Source organism: Nocardia sp. NPDC057668 (assembly GCF_042799795.1).
In the GTDB taxonomy this organism is placed as follows: Bacteria; Actinomycetota; Actinomycetes; order Mycobacteriales; family Mycobacteriaceae; genus Nocardia.
The window spans coordinates 957,474-976,829 of the sequence record NZ_JBHVIC010000002.1 but is presented as its reverse complement, the minus strand read 5'-3'; the positions used below and the strand labels follow the sequence as shown (position 1 = coordinate 976,829).

The window sequence follows — 19,356 nt, the reverse complement described above, 5'->3', positions numbered from 1 at the left end:
GACTACGCCCTGTGGCAGCGCGAAGTGCTCGGCGACGAGGCCGACGCGGAATCGGTTATCGCCCAGCAGATCTCGTACTGGGGCGAGACCCTGCGCGGGCTGCCCGAGCAGCTGGATCTGCCGTCCGATCGCCCGCGCCCGGCGGCCGCCAGCGGTCGCGGCGCGACGCACGTGTTCACCATCGACGCCGAAACCCACGGCAAGCTGGCCGAATTGGCCCGCTCGCGGGGCGCGACGCTGTTCATGGTCGCGCACGCCGCGCTGGCCGCGCTGCTCTCGCGCCTGTCCGGCGAGGCCGACATCGCCATCGGCACCCCGGTCGCCGGCCGCGGTGAACGCGCCCTGGACGACCTGATCGGCATGTTCGTCAACACCCTGGTGCTGCGCACGCCGGTCGACACCGGCGCGGACTTCACCGCGCTGCTGGAGTCGGTGCGCGCCACCGACATCGGGGCCTTCGGGCACGCCGACCTGCCGTTCGAGCGCCTGGTCGAGATCCTCAACCCGGCTCGCGCGCAGAACCGCCACCCGCTGTTCCAGGTCATGCTGGCATTCCAGAACCACGCCGCGGCCGTGCTGGAACTGCCCGGCCTCACCGTCAGCGGCGTCGATCTGCCGCTGGACACCGCCAAGTTCGACCTGCAACTGGTGCTCACCGAACAGGCTGCCGCACAAGATGTCTCGGGTAACGGCGCGGCCGCCCCGACCGGACTGACCGCCGAACTCATCTACGCCACCGACCTGTTCGACGCCGCCACCATGGAGCTGTTCGGCGAGCGCTTCGGACTGCTGCTGCGGTCCATCGCGGACCGGCCCGAGCTCGCCATCGGCGACATCGAGCTGCTGGAGCAGGCCGAGCGCGGCCGGATCCTGGTGGACTGGAACGACACCGGGCACACGCTGCACGCGGGTGCGAGCCGGGACGGCGGCGACGCCTACACCCTGACCTCGGGCTTCGTGGCGCAGGCCGCGGCGACCCCGGACGCGACGGCCGTCGTGTTCGAGGGGACGAGTCTGTCCTACGGCGAGTTCGCCGAGCGGGTCAACAAGCTGGCCCGCCGCCTGATCGCGGCCGGGGTCGGACCGGAATCGCTGGTGGCCCTGGGCATCCGGCGTTCGCTGGATCTCGTGGTGGCGATGTACGCGGTGCTCGAGGCCGGTGGCGCGTACGTGCCGCTGGACCCCGACCATCCGGCCGAGCGCATCGGGCACGTGCTCGACACCGCCCAGCCGGTCGCCGTACTGTCCACCAGCCGTGACGATTTCGACGCCGGTGATCGTGCCGTGCTGGAGATCGACGTCGAGGACCTGTCCGGCTACCCGGGCACGCCCATCGCGAGCGCCGAACGACTGGGACCGGTGCGGTCGTCCAACACCGCGTATGTCATCTTCACCTCGGGCTCGACCGGTCGCCCGAAGGGCGTCGCGGTCACGCACGCGGCCATCGACAATCAGATCGAGTGGATGCTGGCCGAGTACCCGATGGGTGCTGCGGACGTGTACTTCCAGAAGACCGCGACCACGTTCGACGTGTCGCTGTGGGGCTACTTCATGCCGCTGCGCGTCGGGTCGACCCTGGTGGTCGCCACGCACGACGGGCATCGCGACCCCGCGTACATCGCGGACGTCATCGCCGCGCAGGGCGTGACGGTCACCGACTTCGTGCCGTCCATGCTCACGGTGTTCGCCGCGCACACCCCCGCGGGTTCGCTGCCGACGCTGCGCGACGTGTTCGTCATCGGCGAGGCGCTGCCGCCGGAGACCGCGGCTGCCGTCCGTGAACTCGGCGACATCGCGGTGCACAACCTGTACGGTCCGACCGAGGCCGCGGTGTCGATCACCTACTGGCAGGTGACCGCCGCCGACACCCGGACCGCGCCGATCGGTATTCCGCAGTGGAACAGCCGTGTCTACGTACTGGATTCGCGTTTGCGGCCCACCCCGGTGGGTGTCGCGGGTGAGCTGTACCTGGCGGGCGATCAGCTGGCGCGCGGCTATGTCGCCCGCCCGGATCTGTCCTCGGATCGCTTCGTGGCCAACCCCTTCGAGCCGGGGCAGCGTATGTACCGCACCGGTGACCTGGTGGTGTGGCGCGAGCCGGCCGGGGAGTCGCAGCGGCTGGAGTACATCGGCCGCACCGATTTCCAGGTGAAGTTCCGCGGTCAGCGCATCGAGCTCGGCGAGATCGAGACCGCGCTGCTGGCGCAGCCTTCGGTCAGCCAGGCCGCGGTGCTGGTGGTGCCCACCCCGACCGGCGATCAGCTGGTGGCCTACACGGTGCCCGCGCCGGGATACGAGATCGAGCCGCGCGAGCTGCTCGCCCAGGCCGGGCAGTCGCTGCCCGTCTACATGATTCCGGCCGCCGTGGTGGCCCTGGACGCCTTCCCGCTCAACACCAGCGGCAAGCTGGATCGCAAGGCGCTGCCCGAACCGGTCTTCGAGGCGCGCGAATTCCGCGCGCCGTCCACCCCGGCCGAATCGGCGGTCGCCGCGGTCTTCGCCGAGGTTCTCGGACTGGAGCAGCCCGTCGGCGCGGACGACGACTTCTTCGAGCTCGGCGGCAACTCGCTCATCGCCACCCAGGTCGTGGCCCGCCTCGGCGCGGCCCTGGACACCCGGGTGCCGGTCCGCGCGCTCTTCGACGCCCCGACCGTCGCGGCCCTGGCCGCCCGCGTCGCGGTGCAGGCGGGCACCGGCGCGCGCCGGGAACTCGTGGCCCAGCAGCGCCCGGACGAGATTCCGCTGTCGCTGGCGCAGCAGCGCATGTGGTTCCTGAACCGCTTCGACACCGCTTCCGCGGTGAACAACATCCCGCTCGCGGTCCGCCTCACCGGCGAACTCGACGTGGCGGCGCTGCGGGCCGCGGTCGGCGACGTGCTCGAACGGCACGAGGTGCTGCGCACCTACTACCCGGAGAACGCCGAAGGCCGTGGCGTGCAGGTGGTGCTGCCCGCCGACCAGGTCGCCGTGGACTCCGCGCCCGTGGACGTCACCGAGGCCGAGCTGCGGGACCGGGTCGCCGAACTGGTGCTCACCGGCTTCGACGTGACCGTGACCGCGCCGGTGCGCGCGGGGCTGTTCCGCGTCTCCGATGCCGAGCAGCCCACGTACGTCCTGGTTTTCGTGGTGCACCACATCTCCGGTGACGGCTGGTCGGTGCGCCCGCTGGCACGCGACGTCATGCTCGCCTACGCCTCGCGCGCCAATGGCGCCGTGCCGCAGTGGGCTCCGCTGCCGGTGCAGTACGCGGACTTCGCGCTGTGGCAGCGCGAGACGCTCGGCTCGGAGGACGACGCGGACTCGCTGATCGCCCAGCAGGTGGGCTACTGGTCCCGCACCCTGGCCGGGCTGCCCGATCAGATCGATCTGCCCGCCGACCGGCAGCGCCCGGCCGTGGCCTCCAATCGCGGTGGCGTGCACGAGTTCACGATCGACGCCGATCTGCTCGACGGCCTGAACACCCTGGCGCGCGAGCACGGCGCGAGCCTGTTCATGGTCGTGCACGCGGCCTTCGCCGCGGTGCTGGCCCGGCTCTCGGGCGGCGACGACATCGCCATCGGCACCGCCGTGGCCGGCCGCGGCGAGCAGGTGCTGGACGACGCCATCGGCATGTTCGTCAACACCCTGGTGCTGCGCACCCCGGTGGACGCCGGCGCCAAGTTCACCGAACTGCTGGCCACCACCAAGGACATCGACCTGGCCGCCTTCGGCCACGCCGACCTGCCGTTCGAGCGCCTGGTCGAGATCCTCAACCCGGCGCGCTCGCAGGCCCGCCACCCGCTGTTCCAGGTCATGCTCTCGTTCCAGAACACCGGCGCGGCCACCTTCACCCTGCCGGGCCTGGAAGTGGCCGGGGTGCCGCTGGACGTGGTCACCGCCAAGTTCGATCTGCACCTCGAGCTGACCGAACGCGTCGGCGCGGACGGTCGCAGCGCGGGCATGACGGCCGAATTCGCCTACGCGACCGACATGTTCGACACCGCCACCATCGCGGGCTTCGCGGGCAACATGCTGCGCGTGCTGCACGCGGTGGTCGCCGATCCGGCCGCGCTCGTCGGCGACATCGACATCCTGGACGACCTGGAACGCCGCCGCGTGCTGCGCTCCTGGAACAACACCGAATACGACGTCACCCGCGTCGCGCTGGCCGGGCGCAAGTCCGACGCCGACGTCACCCTGGCCTCGATGTTCGCGACCCAGGCGATCCAGACCCCGGGCGCGACCGCCCTGGTCTTCGAGGGCGAGACGCTGACCTACGGCGAGTTCGCCGCGCGCGTCAACCGCCTTGCCCGCTACCTCATCGCGGCCGGGGTCGGCCCGGACACGCTGGTGGCACTGGGCATGCGACGCTCGCTGGACCTGGTGATCGGCATGTACGCCGTCATCGCCGCCGGCGGCGCGTACGTGCCGCTGGATCCGGACCATCCGGAGGAGCGCAACCGCTACGTCCTGGACATCGCCCAGCCGGTGTGCGTGCTCACCACCACCCGCGACGGCGTCGAAGCCGGCGTGCGGACCCTGCGCATCGACACCCTCGAGCTGGACGCCTTCTCGCCCGCGCCGATCACCGACGCCGAGCGCGTGGCGCCGCTGCTCGCGGGCAACGTCGCCTACGTCATCTTCACCTCCGGCTCGACCGGCCGCCCCAAGGGCGTCGCGGTCAGCCACGAGGCGATCGTCAACCGCCTGGTGTGGATGCAGACCGAATACGGTCTGTTCGACGACGACGTGGTGCTGCAGAAGACCCCCGCGACGTTCGACGTCTCGGTGTGGGAGTTCTTCTGGCCCTTGCAGATCGGCGCGACGCTCGTCATCGCCAAGCCGGACGGGCATCGCGACCCGGCGTACCTGGCCGGGCTCATCGTCGATCACGAGGTCACCACGGCACACTTCGTGCCGTCGATGATGTCGGTCTTCGTCGCGGAAGAGCGTGCGGCGGAATGCGTCTCGCTCCGCAACGTCTTCGCCTCGGGCGAAGCGCTGCCCGCGCCCACCGCGCACAAGCTCCTGGAGCTGACCGGCGCGCAGCTGCACAACCTGTACGGCCCCACCGAGGCCGCGGTCGACGTCACCTACCACGAGGTCACCCCGGCCGACACCGCGTCCGTGCCGATCGGCCGCCCGGTCTTCAACACCCGCGTCTACGTGCTGGATGCACGACTGCACCCGGTCGCCCCCGGTGTCGCGGGTGAGCTCTACCTCGCGGGCGTGCAGCTGGCGCGCGGCTACGTCGCGCGCCCGGATCTGACCGCGGACCGCTTCGTGGCCGATCCCTTCCACGGCGGCCGGCGCATGTACCGCACCGGCGACCTCGTGAAGTGGACCGGCGCGGGCGAGCTGGAATACCTGGGCCGCACCGACTTCCAGGTGAAGCTGCGTGGTCTGCGCATCGAACTCGGCGAGATCGAGGCCGCGCTCACCGCGGTCGCGTCCATCGCCCAGTCGGTGGTCGTGGTGCGCTCGGACGATCGCCTCGGCGATCAGCTCGTCGGCTACCTCGTTCCGGCCGCCGGGCACACCGTCGACCTGGACGCCGTGCGCGCCGAGCTGCAGGACGGGCTGCCGGGCTACATGGTGCCGGCCGCCTACGTGATCCTGGAGTCCTTCCCGCTCAACGCCTCCGGCAAGCTGGATCGCAAGCAACTGCCCGCACCGGTCTTCGAGACCAAGGTCTTCCGCGCGCCCACCACCCCGATCGAGGAGATCGTGGCGGGCACCTTCGCCGACGTGCTCGGCGTCGGCCGGGTCGGCGTCGACGACGACTTCTTCGAACTCGGCGGCAACTCGCTCATCGCCACCCAGGTCACCGCCCGCCTCGGCGCGGCGCTGGACATCCACCTGGCCGTGCGCGATCTGTTCGAGGCCTCCACGGTCTCGGCGCTGGCCACCCGGGTCGAGCGGCACGCCGGCTCCGGCCGCGCCCGCCCGCGCCTGGTCGCCGGCGAGCGCCCGGCGCAGGTGCCGCTGTCCCCGGCGCAGCAGCGCTACTGGTTCCTGAACCAGTTCGACACCAGCACCTCCGCGGTCGACAACATCCCGCTGGCCGTACGCCTCACCGGCGCACTCGATCTCAACGCGCTCGAGCAGGCGCTCGGCGACGTGATCGGCCGCCACGAGGTGCTGCGGACCATCTACCCGCGCACCGCGGACGGGCCGCACCAGGTCATCCTGCCCGCCTCGCAGACCGATCTCATGCTGGTCCCGGAGGGCGTGCGCGAGGGCGATCTGCTGGGCAAGGTCATCGAGTTCGCCATGACCACCTTCGACGTCACCGTCGAGGTGCCGCTGGCGGTGAAGCTGTTCCGCATCACCGACAGCGACGTCGAACAGCACGTGCTGGCCTTCACCGTGCACCACGTCTCGGCCGACGGCTCCTCCATGGGACCGATGTCGCGCGACGTGATGGCGGCCTACGTGGCCCGCGCCAACGGCGATGTGCCGCAGTGGGTTCCGCTGCCGGTGCAGTACGCGGACTACGCGCTGTGGCAGCGCGCGGTCCTGGGCTCGGAAGAGGACCCGGAATCGCTGGCCGCGCAGCAGGTCGCGTACTGGACGCGCGCGCTGGCCGGACTGCCGGACCAGCTCGAGCTGCCGACCGATCGCCCGCACCCGCCCGCCCAGTCCTTCGTGGGCAAGGCGCTGCGCTTCGACATCGACGCCGAGCGCCACGCCGGGCTGCACGAACTCGCGCGCGCCAACAACGCGTCGCTGTTCATGGTCGTGCACGCCGCGCTCGCGGTACTGCTGGCCCGCCTGTCCGGCACCGACGACATCGCGGTCGGCACCCCGATCGCGGGCCGCGGCGAACGCGAACTCGACGACCTCATCGGCATGTTCGTGAACACCCTGGTGTTCCGTACCCGGGTCGACTCGGCCGCAACCTTCGCCGGGATGCTGGCCGAGGTCCGCGAACGCGACCTGGAAGCCTTCGCCAACGCCGACGTGCCGTTCGAGCGCCTGGTCGAGGTGCTCAACCCGGTGCGCTCCACCGCGCGCAATCCGCTGTTCCAGGTCGGCCTGTCCTTCCAGAACCTGGCCGAGAGCGCGTTCGAGCTGCCGGGTCTGCACGTGGCCGCGGTGCAGTTCGAATCCCAGCTGGCCAAGACCGGCCTGCACGTGACGCTCTACGACCGGTACACCGACAGCGGGGCGCCCGCCGAGATCCTCACCGAATTCGGTTACGCCACTGACATCTTCGACGAGAGCACGATTCGCGCCTTCGCCGATCGCTTCATCCGCATCCTGGACGCGGTGCTGGCGAACGCCGACGTCACCATCGGCGAGATCGACCTGCTGGGCGAGAGCGACAGTCAGCGGATCCTGGAGCGCTGGAACGACACCGGGCGCGATCTGAACCCGGTGTTCCCGGGCGCGGAGACCGCCACCCTGGTCTCGCTGCTGGACGCGACCGTGGCCGCCGATCGCAAGGCCGTGGCCCTGGTGGCCGACACCGCCGACGGGGTCGCGGAGAACATCACCTACGCCGAGCTCGACGCCCGGGTCAACCGCCTGGCGCGCGAGCTCATCGCGCGCGGAATCGGCGCGGAAGACCGTGTGGCCCTTGCCATCCGGCGTTCGGCCGATCTGGTCGTCGCCATGTACGCCGTCGCCAAGGCCGGTGCGGCGTACGTGCCGATCGATCCCGATCAGCCCGCCGAGCGCACCAACTACATTCTCGAAACCGCCGCTCCCGCCTGTGTATTGAGCACCGGCCGAGACGCCTACGAGATCACCGGTGACGGCGCCGAGGCGCTGGCGGACGTGGCCGTGCTGCGCATCGACGAACTCGATCTGTCCGCCCGGTCGGACAAGCCGATCACGGCCGGCGAGCGCGTGCGCGAGCTGACCGCGGCGAACACCGCCTACGTCATCTTCACCTCCGGCTCCACCGGGCGGCCCAAGGGCGTCGCCCTGCCCCACGGCGCGGTGGTGAACCAGTTGCTGTGGAAGAGTTCGGAATTCGGGCTCGACGCGGCCGACGCGGTGCTGCTCAAGACCGCCGCCACCTTCGACCTCTCGGTCTGGGAGTTCTGGTCGGCCGTCGCGTGCGGCGGCCGCCTGGTCATCGCGCTGCCCGACGGGCACAAGGATCCGGCGTACCTGAACGAGCTCATGGCGCGCGAATGGGTCACGACCCTGCACGTGGTGCCGTCCATGCTCGACGCGCTGGTCACCGCGGGTCTGCCGGACTCGCTGTGGCGCATCCTGGCCATCGGCGAGGCCCTGCCCGGGCCGCTGGCCCAGCGGGTGCTGCGCGAGAGCCCGCGCACCGAGCTGTTCAACCTGTACGGCCCCACCGAGGCCGCGGTCTCGATCACCAACCACCGGGTGAGCGCCGCGGACGAGATCTCGGTCCCCATCGGCGCACCCGAGGCGAACAGCCGGGTGTACGTGCTGGACGCGCGACTGCGCCCGGTGCCGGTCGGGGTGTCCGGTGAGCTGTACCTGGCCGGTGCGCAGCTGGCGCGCGGCTACTTCGGTCGTCCCGACCTGACCGCGGATCGCTTCGTGGCCAACCCGTTCGGCGACGGCGAGCGCATGTACCGCACCGGCGACCTGGTCGCCTGGAACGCGAACGGCGAACTCGACTACCGGGGCCGCACCGACTTCCAGGTGAAGATCCGCGGCTTCCGCATCGAGCTGGGCGACATCGAGTCCGCGCTGCTGCGCCAGGACTCCGTCGTCTCGGCCGCCGTTGTCGCGCACCAGGATCCGGTGCTCGGTGATCGCCTGGTCGCCTACGTCGTCGGCGCGGCCGGCACGATCGACAAGCAGGCGCTGCAGTCGGCGCTGCTGGCCGAACTGCCGTCCTACATGGTGCCCGCGGTCTACATGCCGCTGGAGTCGTTGCCGCTCAACGCCAACGGCAAGCTCGACCGCAAGGCGCTGCCCGAGCCCACCTTCGAGAAGGCGGTCTTCCGCGCGCCCGTCACCCCGATCGAGCAGATCGTGGCGGGCGTGTTCACCGACGTGCTGCACCTCGAGGGCGGCCGCCTCGGCCTGGACGACGACTTCTTCGCCTGGGGCGGCAACTCGCTGCTGGCGACGCAGGTCGCCGCCCGCCTGGGCGAGGCTCTCAACACCCGGGTGCCGGTGCGCCTGATGTTCGAGGCTTCCACCGTGGCGGCGCTGGCCGCGCGGGTGGAGCACGACGCCGGGGCCGGGGGCCGCAAGGCGCTCGCCGCCGGACCGCGCCCGGAGCACATCCCGCTCTCGCTCGCGCAGCAGCGCATGTGGTTCCTGAACCGCTTCGACAACCAGTCCGCGGCCTACAACGTGCCGGTCGCGGTGCGCCTGACCGGTGACCTGAACGTGGACGCGCTGCGCGCGGCCATCGCCGATGTCGTTGCCCGCCACGAGATCCTGCGCACGGTGTACCCGCAGACCGAGGACGGCGCGGTGCAGGTCATCCTGCCCGCGGCACAGGCCGTGCCCGAGCTCGAGGTGCGCACCGTCAGCGGCGCCGACGCGCCCGCCGCGGTGCTGGCACTGACCTCGACCAGCTTCGACGTCACCACCGAGGTGCCGCTGCGGGTGGCGCTGTTCCGGATCGCGGACACCGAGACCCCGGAATACGTACTCGCGCTGGTGATTCACCACATCTCCGGCGACGGCTCCTCGGTCGGCCCGCTGACCCGCGACCTGATGACCGCCTACGCCACCCGCGCCATGGGTGAGACGCCGGGCTGGGCGCCGCTCGCGGTGCAGTACGCCGACTACTCCATCTGGCAGCGCGAACTGCTCGGCGACGAGAGCGATCCCGAGTCGCTGGCCACCAAGCAGGTCAACTACTGGCGCAACGCGCTGGCCGAGCTGCCCGATCAGCTGGATCTGCCCGCCGACCGCCCGCGCCCGGCCGTGCAGTCCTTCACCGGTGGCCGGGTCGGCTGGAGCATCGACGCCGAAACCCACCGCGCGCTCATCGATCTGGCGCGCGCGGAGGGCGCGACGCTGTTCATGGTCGTGCACACCGCGCTCGCGGTGCTGCTGGCCCGCCTCTCCGGCACCGACGACATCGCCATCGGCACCCCGATGGCCGGTCGCGGTGAGGCCGCGCTGGACGACATGATCGGCATGTTCGTCAACACCCTGGTCTTCCGCACCCGGGTGGACTCCGGCGAGCCGTTCGCCGCCCTGCTGGCCCGCCAGCGCGAGACCGACATCGCGGCCTTCGCCAATGCCGACGTGCCGTTCGAGCGCCTGGTCGAGGTGCTCAACCCGGTGCGCTCGACCGCCCGGCATCCGCTGTTCCAGGTGGGTCTGTCGTTCCAGAACCTGGCCCAGTCCAGCCTGGAACTGCCCGGCCTGACCGTGTCCGGGCTGGATATCGACACCGACATCTCGCAGTTCGACCTGCACCTGATCGCGACCGACCGGTACGCGGACGGGGGCGCGGCGGCCGGCATCACCGGCTTCTTCACCTACGCCACCGACCTGTTCGAGCGCGAGACCGTGCAGGGCTTCGTGGACCGGTTCACCCGGCTCATCGGCGAGATCATCGCCGCGCCGCGCATCCCGGTCGGCGACATCGAGCTGCTCGCCGCCGACGAGCGGGCCGAACTGCTCGGCGATCGCAACGCCACCGCGCATCGCACCGATCGTTCCGCGACGCTGGCCTCGATGCTCGACGCCACCGTGGCCGCCATCCCGACCGCGGTCGCGCTGATCGGCCCGGACGGCGAGGTGCTCACCTACGCCGAGCTCGGCCGCCGGGTCAATCGCCTGGCGCGGCACCTGATCTCGATCGGGGTCGGTCCCGAGGCCCGGGTCGCGCTGGCGCTGCGGCGCTCGGTCGATCTCGTCGTGGCCATGTACGCGGTCTCGGCCGCGGGCGGCGCCTACGTGCCGGTCGATCCCGACCAGCCGGCCGAGCGCACCGACTACATTCTCGAGACCGCGGCGCCGGTGTGCGTGCTCACCAACGCCGAGGCGCGCTTCGGCACCGAGGCCGCACCGCTGGTGCGCCTGGATCAGCTGTCACTGGAAGCCCTCGCGGGTGAGGCGATCGGCGATCGGGAGCGGGTCGCGCCGCTGCTGCCGTCGAACTCCGCGTACGTGATCTTCACGTCCGGCTCGACCGGCCGCCCGAAGGGCGTGGCGCTGCCGCACGCCGCGATCGTCAACCAGTTGCAGTGGAAGACCGCGGAATTCGGCCTCGGCGCCGACGACGCGGTGCTGCTCAAGACCGCCGCCACCTTCGACCTCTCGGTCTGGGAGTTCTGGTCGGCCGCGGTCTCGGGCGGTCGCCTGGTCATCGCCGCGCCGGACGGTCATCGCGATCCGGTGTACCTGGCCGAGCTGATGGACCGCGAGCAGGTCACCACCCTGCACGTGGTGCCGTCCATGCTCGACGCGCTGCTGACCGCCGCCGAGAACGGTGGCGCGCTGACGAGTTCGCTGCGCCGCGTGCTCGCCATCGGTGAAGCCCTGCCCGCCTCGGTGGCGCAGCGCTTCCGCACCGCCAACCCGGCGGCCCGGCTGTTCAACCTCTACGGCCCGACCGAGGCGGCGGTGTCCATCACCAGCCACCTGGTCACCGACGCCGATCGCGGCTCGGTGTCCATCGGCCTGCCGGAGTGGAACAGCGAGGTCTACGTGCTGGACTCGCGCCTGCGCCCGGTTCCGGCCGGGGTCGAGGGCGAGCTGTACCTGGCCGGTGCGCAGCTGGCGCGCGGCTACTTCGGTCGTCCCGACCTGACCGCGGATCGCTTCGTGGCCAACCCGTTCGGCGACGGCGAGCGCATGTACCGCACCGGCGACCTGGTCGCCTGGGCGGGCAACGGCGAGCTGGAGTACCGGGGCCGCACCGACTTCCAGGTGAAGATCCGCGGTTTCCGCATCGAGCTCGGCGAGATCGAGTCCGCGCTACTGGATCTGGCCGAGGTCGCGCAGGTCGCGGTGCTGGCCAAGTCCGATCAGCGCACCGGCGACCGCCTGGTCGCCTACCTGGTCCCGTCCGATCGGGACGCGGGAATCGATGTCGCACAGGTCAAGTCGGTGCTCGCGGCCGCGCTGCCGTCGTACATGGTGCCCTCGGCCTTCGTGGTGCTGGACGCCCTGCCGCTGAACGTGAACGGCAAGCTGGACCGGAAGGCCCTGCCCGAGCCCGAGTTCGAGACCACCGCCTTCCGCGCGCCGGCCACCCCGATCGAGGAGATCGTGGCCGGGGTGTTCGCCGAGGTGCTCGGCGTGGACGACACCGAGCGCGTCGGCGCGGACGACGACTTCTTCGCCCTCGGCGGCAACTCGCTGCTGGCGACGCAGGTCGCGGCCCGCCTCGGCGCGGCCCTGGACACCCGGGTGCCGGTGCGCACCCTGTTCGAGGCGTCCTCGGTGGCCGGGCTGGCCGCCAAGGTCGAGCTGTTCGCGGGTGCGGGGGACCGGCAGGCGCTCACCGCGCAGCCGCGTCCGGCCACGGTGCCGCTCTCGCTCGCGCAGCAGCGCATGTGGTTCCTGAACCAGTTCGACACCGCGTCCGCGGCCTACAACATCCCGGTCGCGGTGCGCCTCACCGGCGAACTCGACGTGTCCGCGCTGCAGCAGGCCGTGGCCGACGTGATCGGCCGCCACGAGACCCTGCGGACGGTGTACCCGCAGGTCGACGGCGCTGCCGCGCAGGTGATCGTGCCCGCCGCACAGGTGATTCCGGACCTGACGCCGGTCGTGGTCGACCCCGCGCAGGTGCGGGACCGCATCGCCGAGATCATCTCGGCCGGCTTCGACGTGACCGCCGTCGCGCCCGTGCGCGCCCGGTTGTTCCGCGTCGAGACCCCGGCCGCCCCGGTCGAGGAACCGCGCGGCATGGAAGCCGCCATGCTGGACGCGGCCGACGCCTTCGAGATGGCGACCCGGCGCGCGGTCGGCGACCAGGCCGCCGCGGCGGTGCTGGGCGCGGGCCGCGGCCGGGCGCCCGAGCGGCCCCCGGTCGAGCACGTGCTGGTCATCGTGGCGCACCACATCAGCGCGGACGGCTGGTCCATGGGCCCGCTGACCCGCGACGTGATGATCGCCTACGCCGCGCGCGCGGCCGGCGTCGCCCCGGGCTGGGCGCCGCTGCCGGTGCAGTACGCGGACTACTCGCTCTGGCAGCGCCAGGTGCTCGGTTCGGAACAGGATGCGGCCAGCCTCATCTCGGCCCAGGCCGAGTACTGGCGGACCGCGCTGGACGGCCTGCCCGACGAGCTGAATCTGCCCTCGGATCGGCCGCGCCCCACCGCGCAGTCCTTCCACGGCGGCAAGGTGCGCTTCCCGATCGGGACCGCACTGCACCGCGGGCTGCAGCGCATCGCCCGCGAGCAGAACGCGACCATGTTCATGGTCGTGCACACCGCGCTCGCGGTGTTCCTGGCCCGGCTGTCCGGGACCGAGGACATCGCCATCGGCACCCCGATCGCGGGCCGCGGCGAAGCCGAACTCGACGACGTGATCGGCATGTTCGTCAACACCCTGGTGCTGCGCACCGCGGTGGACGCGGACCTGACCTTCGCCCAGCTGGTCGCCCGGGCCAAGGACGCCGACCTGGCGGCTTTCGCCCACGCGGACATTCCGTTCGAGCGGCTGGTCGAGATCATCAACCCGGAGCGCTCCACCGCGCGCCACCCGCTGTTCCAGGTCGTGCTCTCGTTCGAGAATCTGCCCGACAGCACCTTCGAGCTGCCCGGATTGCGGGTCGCCGCGGTCGAATTCGAGAACGACACCGCGAAATTCGACCTGTCGCTGACCATTGCCGAAGCGGGCCCGGACACCGGCATGTACGCCGAATTCGCGTACGCCCGTGACCTGTTCGACGAGCGCACGGTGGTGCAGTTCGCGCAGCGCTTCACCAGGCTGCTGGAGCAGATCACCACGCAGGCGCAGACGCCGGTCGGCGATCTGGGGCTGCTGGCCGCCGCCGAGCGGACCGCACTGCTCGGCCGCACCGGCGCGCCCGCGCTCGCGCCGATGACGCTGCCGGAGATCATGGCCGCCGCCGTGGCCGCCAATCCGGTCGGCGAGGCCGTGGTCTTCGACGGCATGGTGCTGGGCTACGCCGAGCTGGACGCGGCGTCCTCGCGCCTGGCCCGCATGCTCATCGAGCGCGGCGCCGGACCGGACGTGCGGGTGGCCGTTGCCATTCCGCGCTCGTTCGAATCGGTGCTCGCGGTGTGGGCCGTGGCCAAGTCGGGCGCGGCCTTCGTACCGGTCGACCCGGCCTACCCGGCCGATCGCATCGCGCACATGGTCTCGGATTCCGGCGCGGTGCTCGGCCTGACCGTGAACGCCGAGATCGACGCGCTGCCGCCGGTCGCGAGCCTGGCCGGCTGGATCGCCCTCGACGACGCGCTGACCATCGCCGAGATCGAATCGCATTCGCCCGCGGCGGTGTCCGACGACGAACGCTGGTCGGCCATTCGCCCGGCGACCGCCGCGTACGTCATCTACACCTCGGGTTCGACGGGCCTGCCCAAGGGCGTCGTCGTCACCCACTCGGGTCTGGCGAACTTCAGCCGCGAGCAGGTCGAGCGCTACCGTCTCGACAGCTCGTCGCGCGCACTGCATTTCGCTTCGCCGTCGTTCGACGCCTCCATCCTCGAGCTGCTGCTGGCGCTCGGGGCGGGCGGCACGCTGGTCGTGGTGCCCCCGGGCACCTACGGCGGCGACGAACTGGGCGGGCTGATCTCCGACGAGCGCGTCACGGTCGGCCTCATCACCCCGTCCGTGCTGGCCTCCCTCGAACCGGCGCAGCTGGCGAGCATGGAGGTCATCATCGCCGGTGGCGAGGCGGTGTCCGCGGATCTCGTGGCCAAGTGGTCGGTCAACCCGTCCGGGCCGCGTCGCTTCCACAACGCCTACGGCCCGACCGAGGCCACCATCGCCACCAACATCTCCGGTGCGCTCGTGCCCGGCGACACCGTCGTCATCGGCGGGCCGGTGCGCGGCATGCGGGCCCTGGTGCTGGACTCGCGCCTGCACCCGGTGCCCGAGGGCGTGGCCGGTGAGTTGTACGTCGCCGGACCGCAATTGGCGCGCGGCTACCACGCCCGCCCGGGCCTGACCGCCGAGCGTTTCGTCGCCGATCCGTACGGCGAGCCCGGCGAGCGGCTCTACCGCACCGGCGACGTGGTGCGCTGGCAGCGCGACGCCGACGACAACGCCGTCGTGGAATACGTGGGCCGCAACGACTTCCAGGTCAAGGTGCGCGGCTTCCGCATCGAACTCGGCGAGATCGACGCCGCGCTCACCGCGCACGAGAGCGTGGACTTCGCCGTCACGGTCGGGCACAAGACCGAGGTGGGCACGACGATCCTGGCGGCCTACGTGCTGCCGGTCGCGAACGCCGTCATCGACATCGCCGCGCTCACCGAGCACGCCGCCGCGCGACTGCCCGAGTACATGGTGCCGACCGCGATCACCGTGCTGGACCGGATCCCGCTGACCCCGGCGGGCAAGCTGGACCGGCGCGCACTGCCGGCCCCGGTGCTGGCGCCGCGCGAATTCCGCGCTCCCGTCAGCGATGTCGAGGCACTCATCGCCGAGGTCTTCGCCGAGGTGCTCGGGGTGGATCAGGTCGGCGTGGACGATTCGTTCTTCGCCCTGGGCGGCGACTCGATCCTGTCCATCCAGCTGGTGTCGCGGGCCAAGGCGCGCGGCATCCTGTTCAGCCCGCGCGAGGTCTTCGAGAAGCGCAGCGTGGCAGGGCTGGCCGAGATCGCCGTGCTCGGCGGGGACGGTGAGCAGGAACGTCTGGCCGAACTGCCCGGCGGGGGAGTCGGCGACATTCCGCTGACCCCGATCATGACCGCGATTCTGTCGAGTGGCTCTGCCTACCAGCGCTTCTCGCAGTCCATGGCGCTGCGCCTGCCCGACGGCATCGACCGGTCGACGCTGGTCGGCACCCTGGCCGCGGTCTTCGATCACCACGACATGCTGCGTTCGCGCCTGCGTGGAAACGCAACGGACGGCTGGGAATTCGAGGCGCTGGCACGTGGCGGCGTCGACGTGGACGCCCTGGTGCATCGCGTCGAGGTGGCCGCTGACATCTCCGAAGAGGAGCTGTCGCGGGTCGCGAGCTCCGAACTCGACGGCGCGCTGGGCCGGCTCGATCCCGCGAACGCCTCGATGATGCAGTTCGTGTGGTTCGCCTTCGGCGGCGGCCGGGCGGATGTGCTGTTGATCGCCGCGCACCACTTCGTGGTCGACGGCGTCTCCTGGCGCATCCTGATCCCGGACTTCGCGGTGGCGTGGTCGCAGCTGGCCTTCGGGCAGCCGATCGCCCTGCCGGCCAACGGCACCTCCATGCGCCGCTGGGCGCACGCGCTGCTGGACGCGGCCGTGGCTCCCGAACGCGTCGCGGAACTGCCCTTCTGGCAGGGCGTGGTCGACACCGTCGATCCGCTGCTGGGCGCGCGCGCCTTCGATCCGGAGGTGGACACCTTCGCCACGGTCGAGCGCGTGGAGGTCAGCGTGCCCGCGGCGGTTACCGACGCGGTGCTCACCTCGATCCCGGGCCGCTTCCGCGGCGGCGTGAACGACGGTCTGCTCTCGGCGCTGGCCATGGCGGTCGCGCGCTGGCGGGCCGACGGCAACCCCGCCGCGCTCATCAAGCTCGAGGGTCACGGCCGCGAAGAGGACGTCGTTCCCGGTTCGGATCTCTCGCGCACGGTCGGCTGGTTCACCAGCGCCTACCCGGTGCGCCTGGATCTGGCCGGAGCCGATCTCGACGACGCCTTCGCCGGCGGAGAAGCCTTGGGCGATATCGTCAAATCGGTCAAGGAGCAGCTGCTCGCGGTGCCGGACAAGGGTGTCGGCTTCGGTCTGCTGCGCTACCTGAACGGCGAGACCGCCGGGCAGTTGCGCAGCGTCGGGCAGATCAGCTTCAACTACCTGGGGCGCGTCTCCAGCGGTGAAGTCCCCGAACAGCTCGCGCAGCTGGGCTGGGCGCCGTCCGGTGATCTCGGGCAGCTGGACGCGGACATGGACCTGGACATGCCCGCCAACGCCACGCTGGACATCAACGCCATCGTCACCGACGGCGCGGACGGCCCGCAGCTGGGCGCGGCCTTCTCCTTCCCGACCGGGCTGCTCAGCCGCGAGCGGGTACAGGAGTTCGCCGATCTGTTCGTGGCGGCGCTGACCGCGCTGGCCACGCACGCCGAACGGCCGGACGCGGGCGGGTACACCCCGTCGGACATGGCGCTGGTCAAGGTCACCCAGACCGACATCGCAGGCTGGGAGCGGGCGTACCCGGCGCTCACCGATGTGTGGCCGCTCTCGCCGCTGCAGTCGGGTCTGCTGTTCCAGGCCATGCTCGCGCAGAGCCGCGGGGTGCTGGACGTCTACACCATGCAGGCCATGCTGGATCTGAACGGCACGGTGGACACCGAGCGGCTGCACGCGGCCGCGCAGGCCATCGTTGACCGGTACCCGAGCCTGCGGACCGCGTTCGTCACCGACGCGGACGGGCAGGCGCACCAGATCGCGCTGGACGGCGCGGTCGCGCCGTGGTCCGAGGTCGATCTCACCGATCTGCCGGAGACGGAACGGATTCCGCGCCTCAAGGAGCTCATGGCGCAGGACCGGGCGAACCACTTCGACCTGTCCGCAGCCCCGCTCATGCGATTCACGTTGTTCCGCACCGGATCCGAGGCGTGGCACCTGGCCATCACCACCCACCACATCCTGGTGGACGGCTGGTCCATGCCGCTGCTCATGCGCGATCTGCTCATGCTGTACGCGGTGCGCGGGGACGTCTCGGCGCTGCCGCGCGTGGTCTCCTACCGGAACTACCTGGCCTGGCTGGCCGGGCGGGATCGGCAGGAATCGTTGCGGGCGTGGACCCGTGCGCTGGCGGGGGTCTCCGAACCCACCCAGCTCGCGCCCGCGGGCAAGGCCGACGAGCAGTACGAGATCGGGCGGCACGTGCTCGACATCGACGCCGAACGCACCCGTCAGCTCGCCAAGCGCGCGGGTGAACTGAGCGTCACGGTGAACACGCTGGTGCAGACCGCGTGGGCCATCCTGGTCGGGCGGCTCACCGGCCGCGGCGACGTGGTGTTCGGCGCGACCGTCTCCGGTCGTCCCGCCGAACTGCCGGGCGTGGAATCCATCGTGGGTCTGTTCATCAACACGGTGCCCGTGCGCATCCGGATCGACGACCGGCTCTCCATCGAGGGACTGCTCGAACGGGTGCAGCGCGAACAGGCCGACCTGCTGGAGCACCACCACATCGGGCTCACCGACATCCAGCGATTGGCCGGGGCCGGAGCGGAATTCGACACCCTGGTGGTGTTCGAGTCCTACCCGGTGGACAAGGACGCCATCGCGGCGGCCAGCTCCATCGACGGCATGACGGTTGCGGGCGTCGGCATGAACGACGACACCCACTACCCGATGACCCTGGCCGTCATGGCGGGCGAGGCCATCGAGATCGTGATGCGCTATCTGGATTCGCGGTTCAGCGCCGACGAGGTCGCCATCCTCGCCGCGCGCCTGAACCGGGTGCTGGACGCGCTGCTCGGCGATCCGACCGCGCTGGTCGGCGGCATCGACATCCTCGATGCCACCGAGCGCGCCCGCATCCTGGCCGACAGCGCGGTCACCGCGAACGATTCCGCCGCCGAACCGGCGCGCGTGGGCGCTCGCACGGTGGCCAACGTGCTGGCCGAGGTGGTGGAAGAGGATCCGCAGGCCCCGGCGCTGCTCGCGGGTGGTCAGGAACTGGCCTACCACGTGCTGGACCGGCGTTCGTCCCAGCTCGCGCGGTTGCTCATCGACCGCGGCGCGGGCCCCGGCGACATCGTCGCCGTCGCCCTGCCGCGCTCGGTGGACGCCGTGGTCGCGGTCTGGGCGATCCAGAAGGCCGGTGCGGCAACGCTGTTCGCCGAGGGCCTGTCCTTCGGCGACATCCTCGCCGCCGGAGCCGCTTTCGGCATCGCCCAGGATCCGGCCGCCAGCTCCATCCGCTGGCTGGTCCCCGCCGATCCCAAGGTGCAGGCGGACCTGGCCGCCCGCCCCGCCCACCCGGTCACCTACACCGACCGGATCCGCCCCCTGACCGAAACCGACGCGGCCTTCGTCTTCCAGTCCGCCGGCAACACCTGGGCCACCCTCACCCAGGCCGAGGCTCTCGACCGCGCGGCGACCCTGCGCACCGAGAACGAGATCGACTACGAGTCGACGACCTACACCACCGCGACCGCCGGCCCCGCCGCGATCGCCGAGTTCCTGACGTCGGCGACCGCCGGCGCCCTCTCGGTCCTGCCCACCGGCGACCTCGCCGCGGATCTCGAGGAAGGCGAGGTGACCCACTGGTTCACCGCCCCGGGCGAGCCGGCCACCGAGGCAGGCGAGGACATCCGCGTCATCCCCACCCCCTGA

At 71.3% G+C, this 19,356-nt stretch carries 1 protein-coding gene (cut by a window edge); it reads left to right on the top strand.

Annotated features, from left to right (window positions below):
- Nucleotides 1-19,356, top strand: the final stretch of a protein-coding gene (locus ACFVBH_RS17170) for a non-ribosomal peptide synthase/polyketide synthase (protein ID WP_379002390.1). 24,906 nt of this gene lie to the left of the window's left edge; 19,356 of the gene's 44,262 nt are visible here — the last part of the coding sequence; its start codon lies off the left edge, out of view; the stop codon is at nt 19,354-19,356.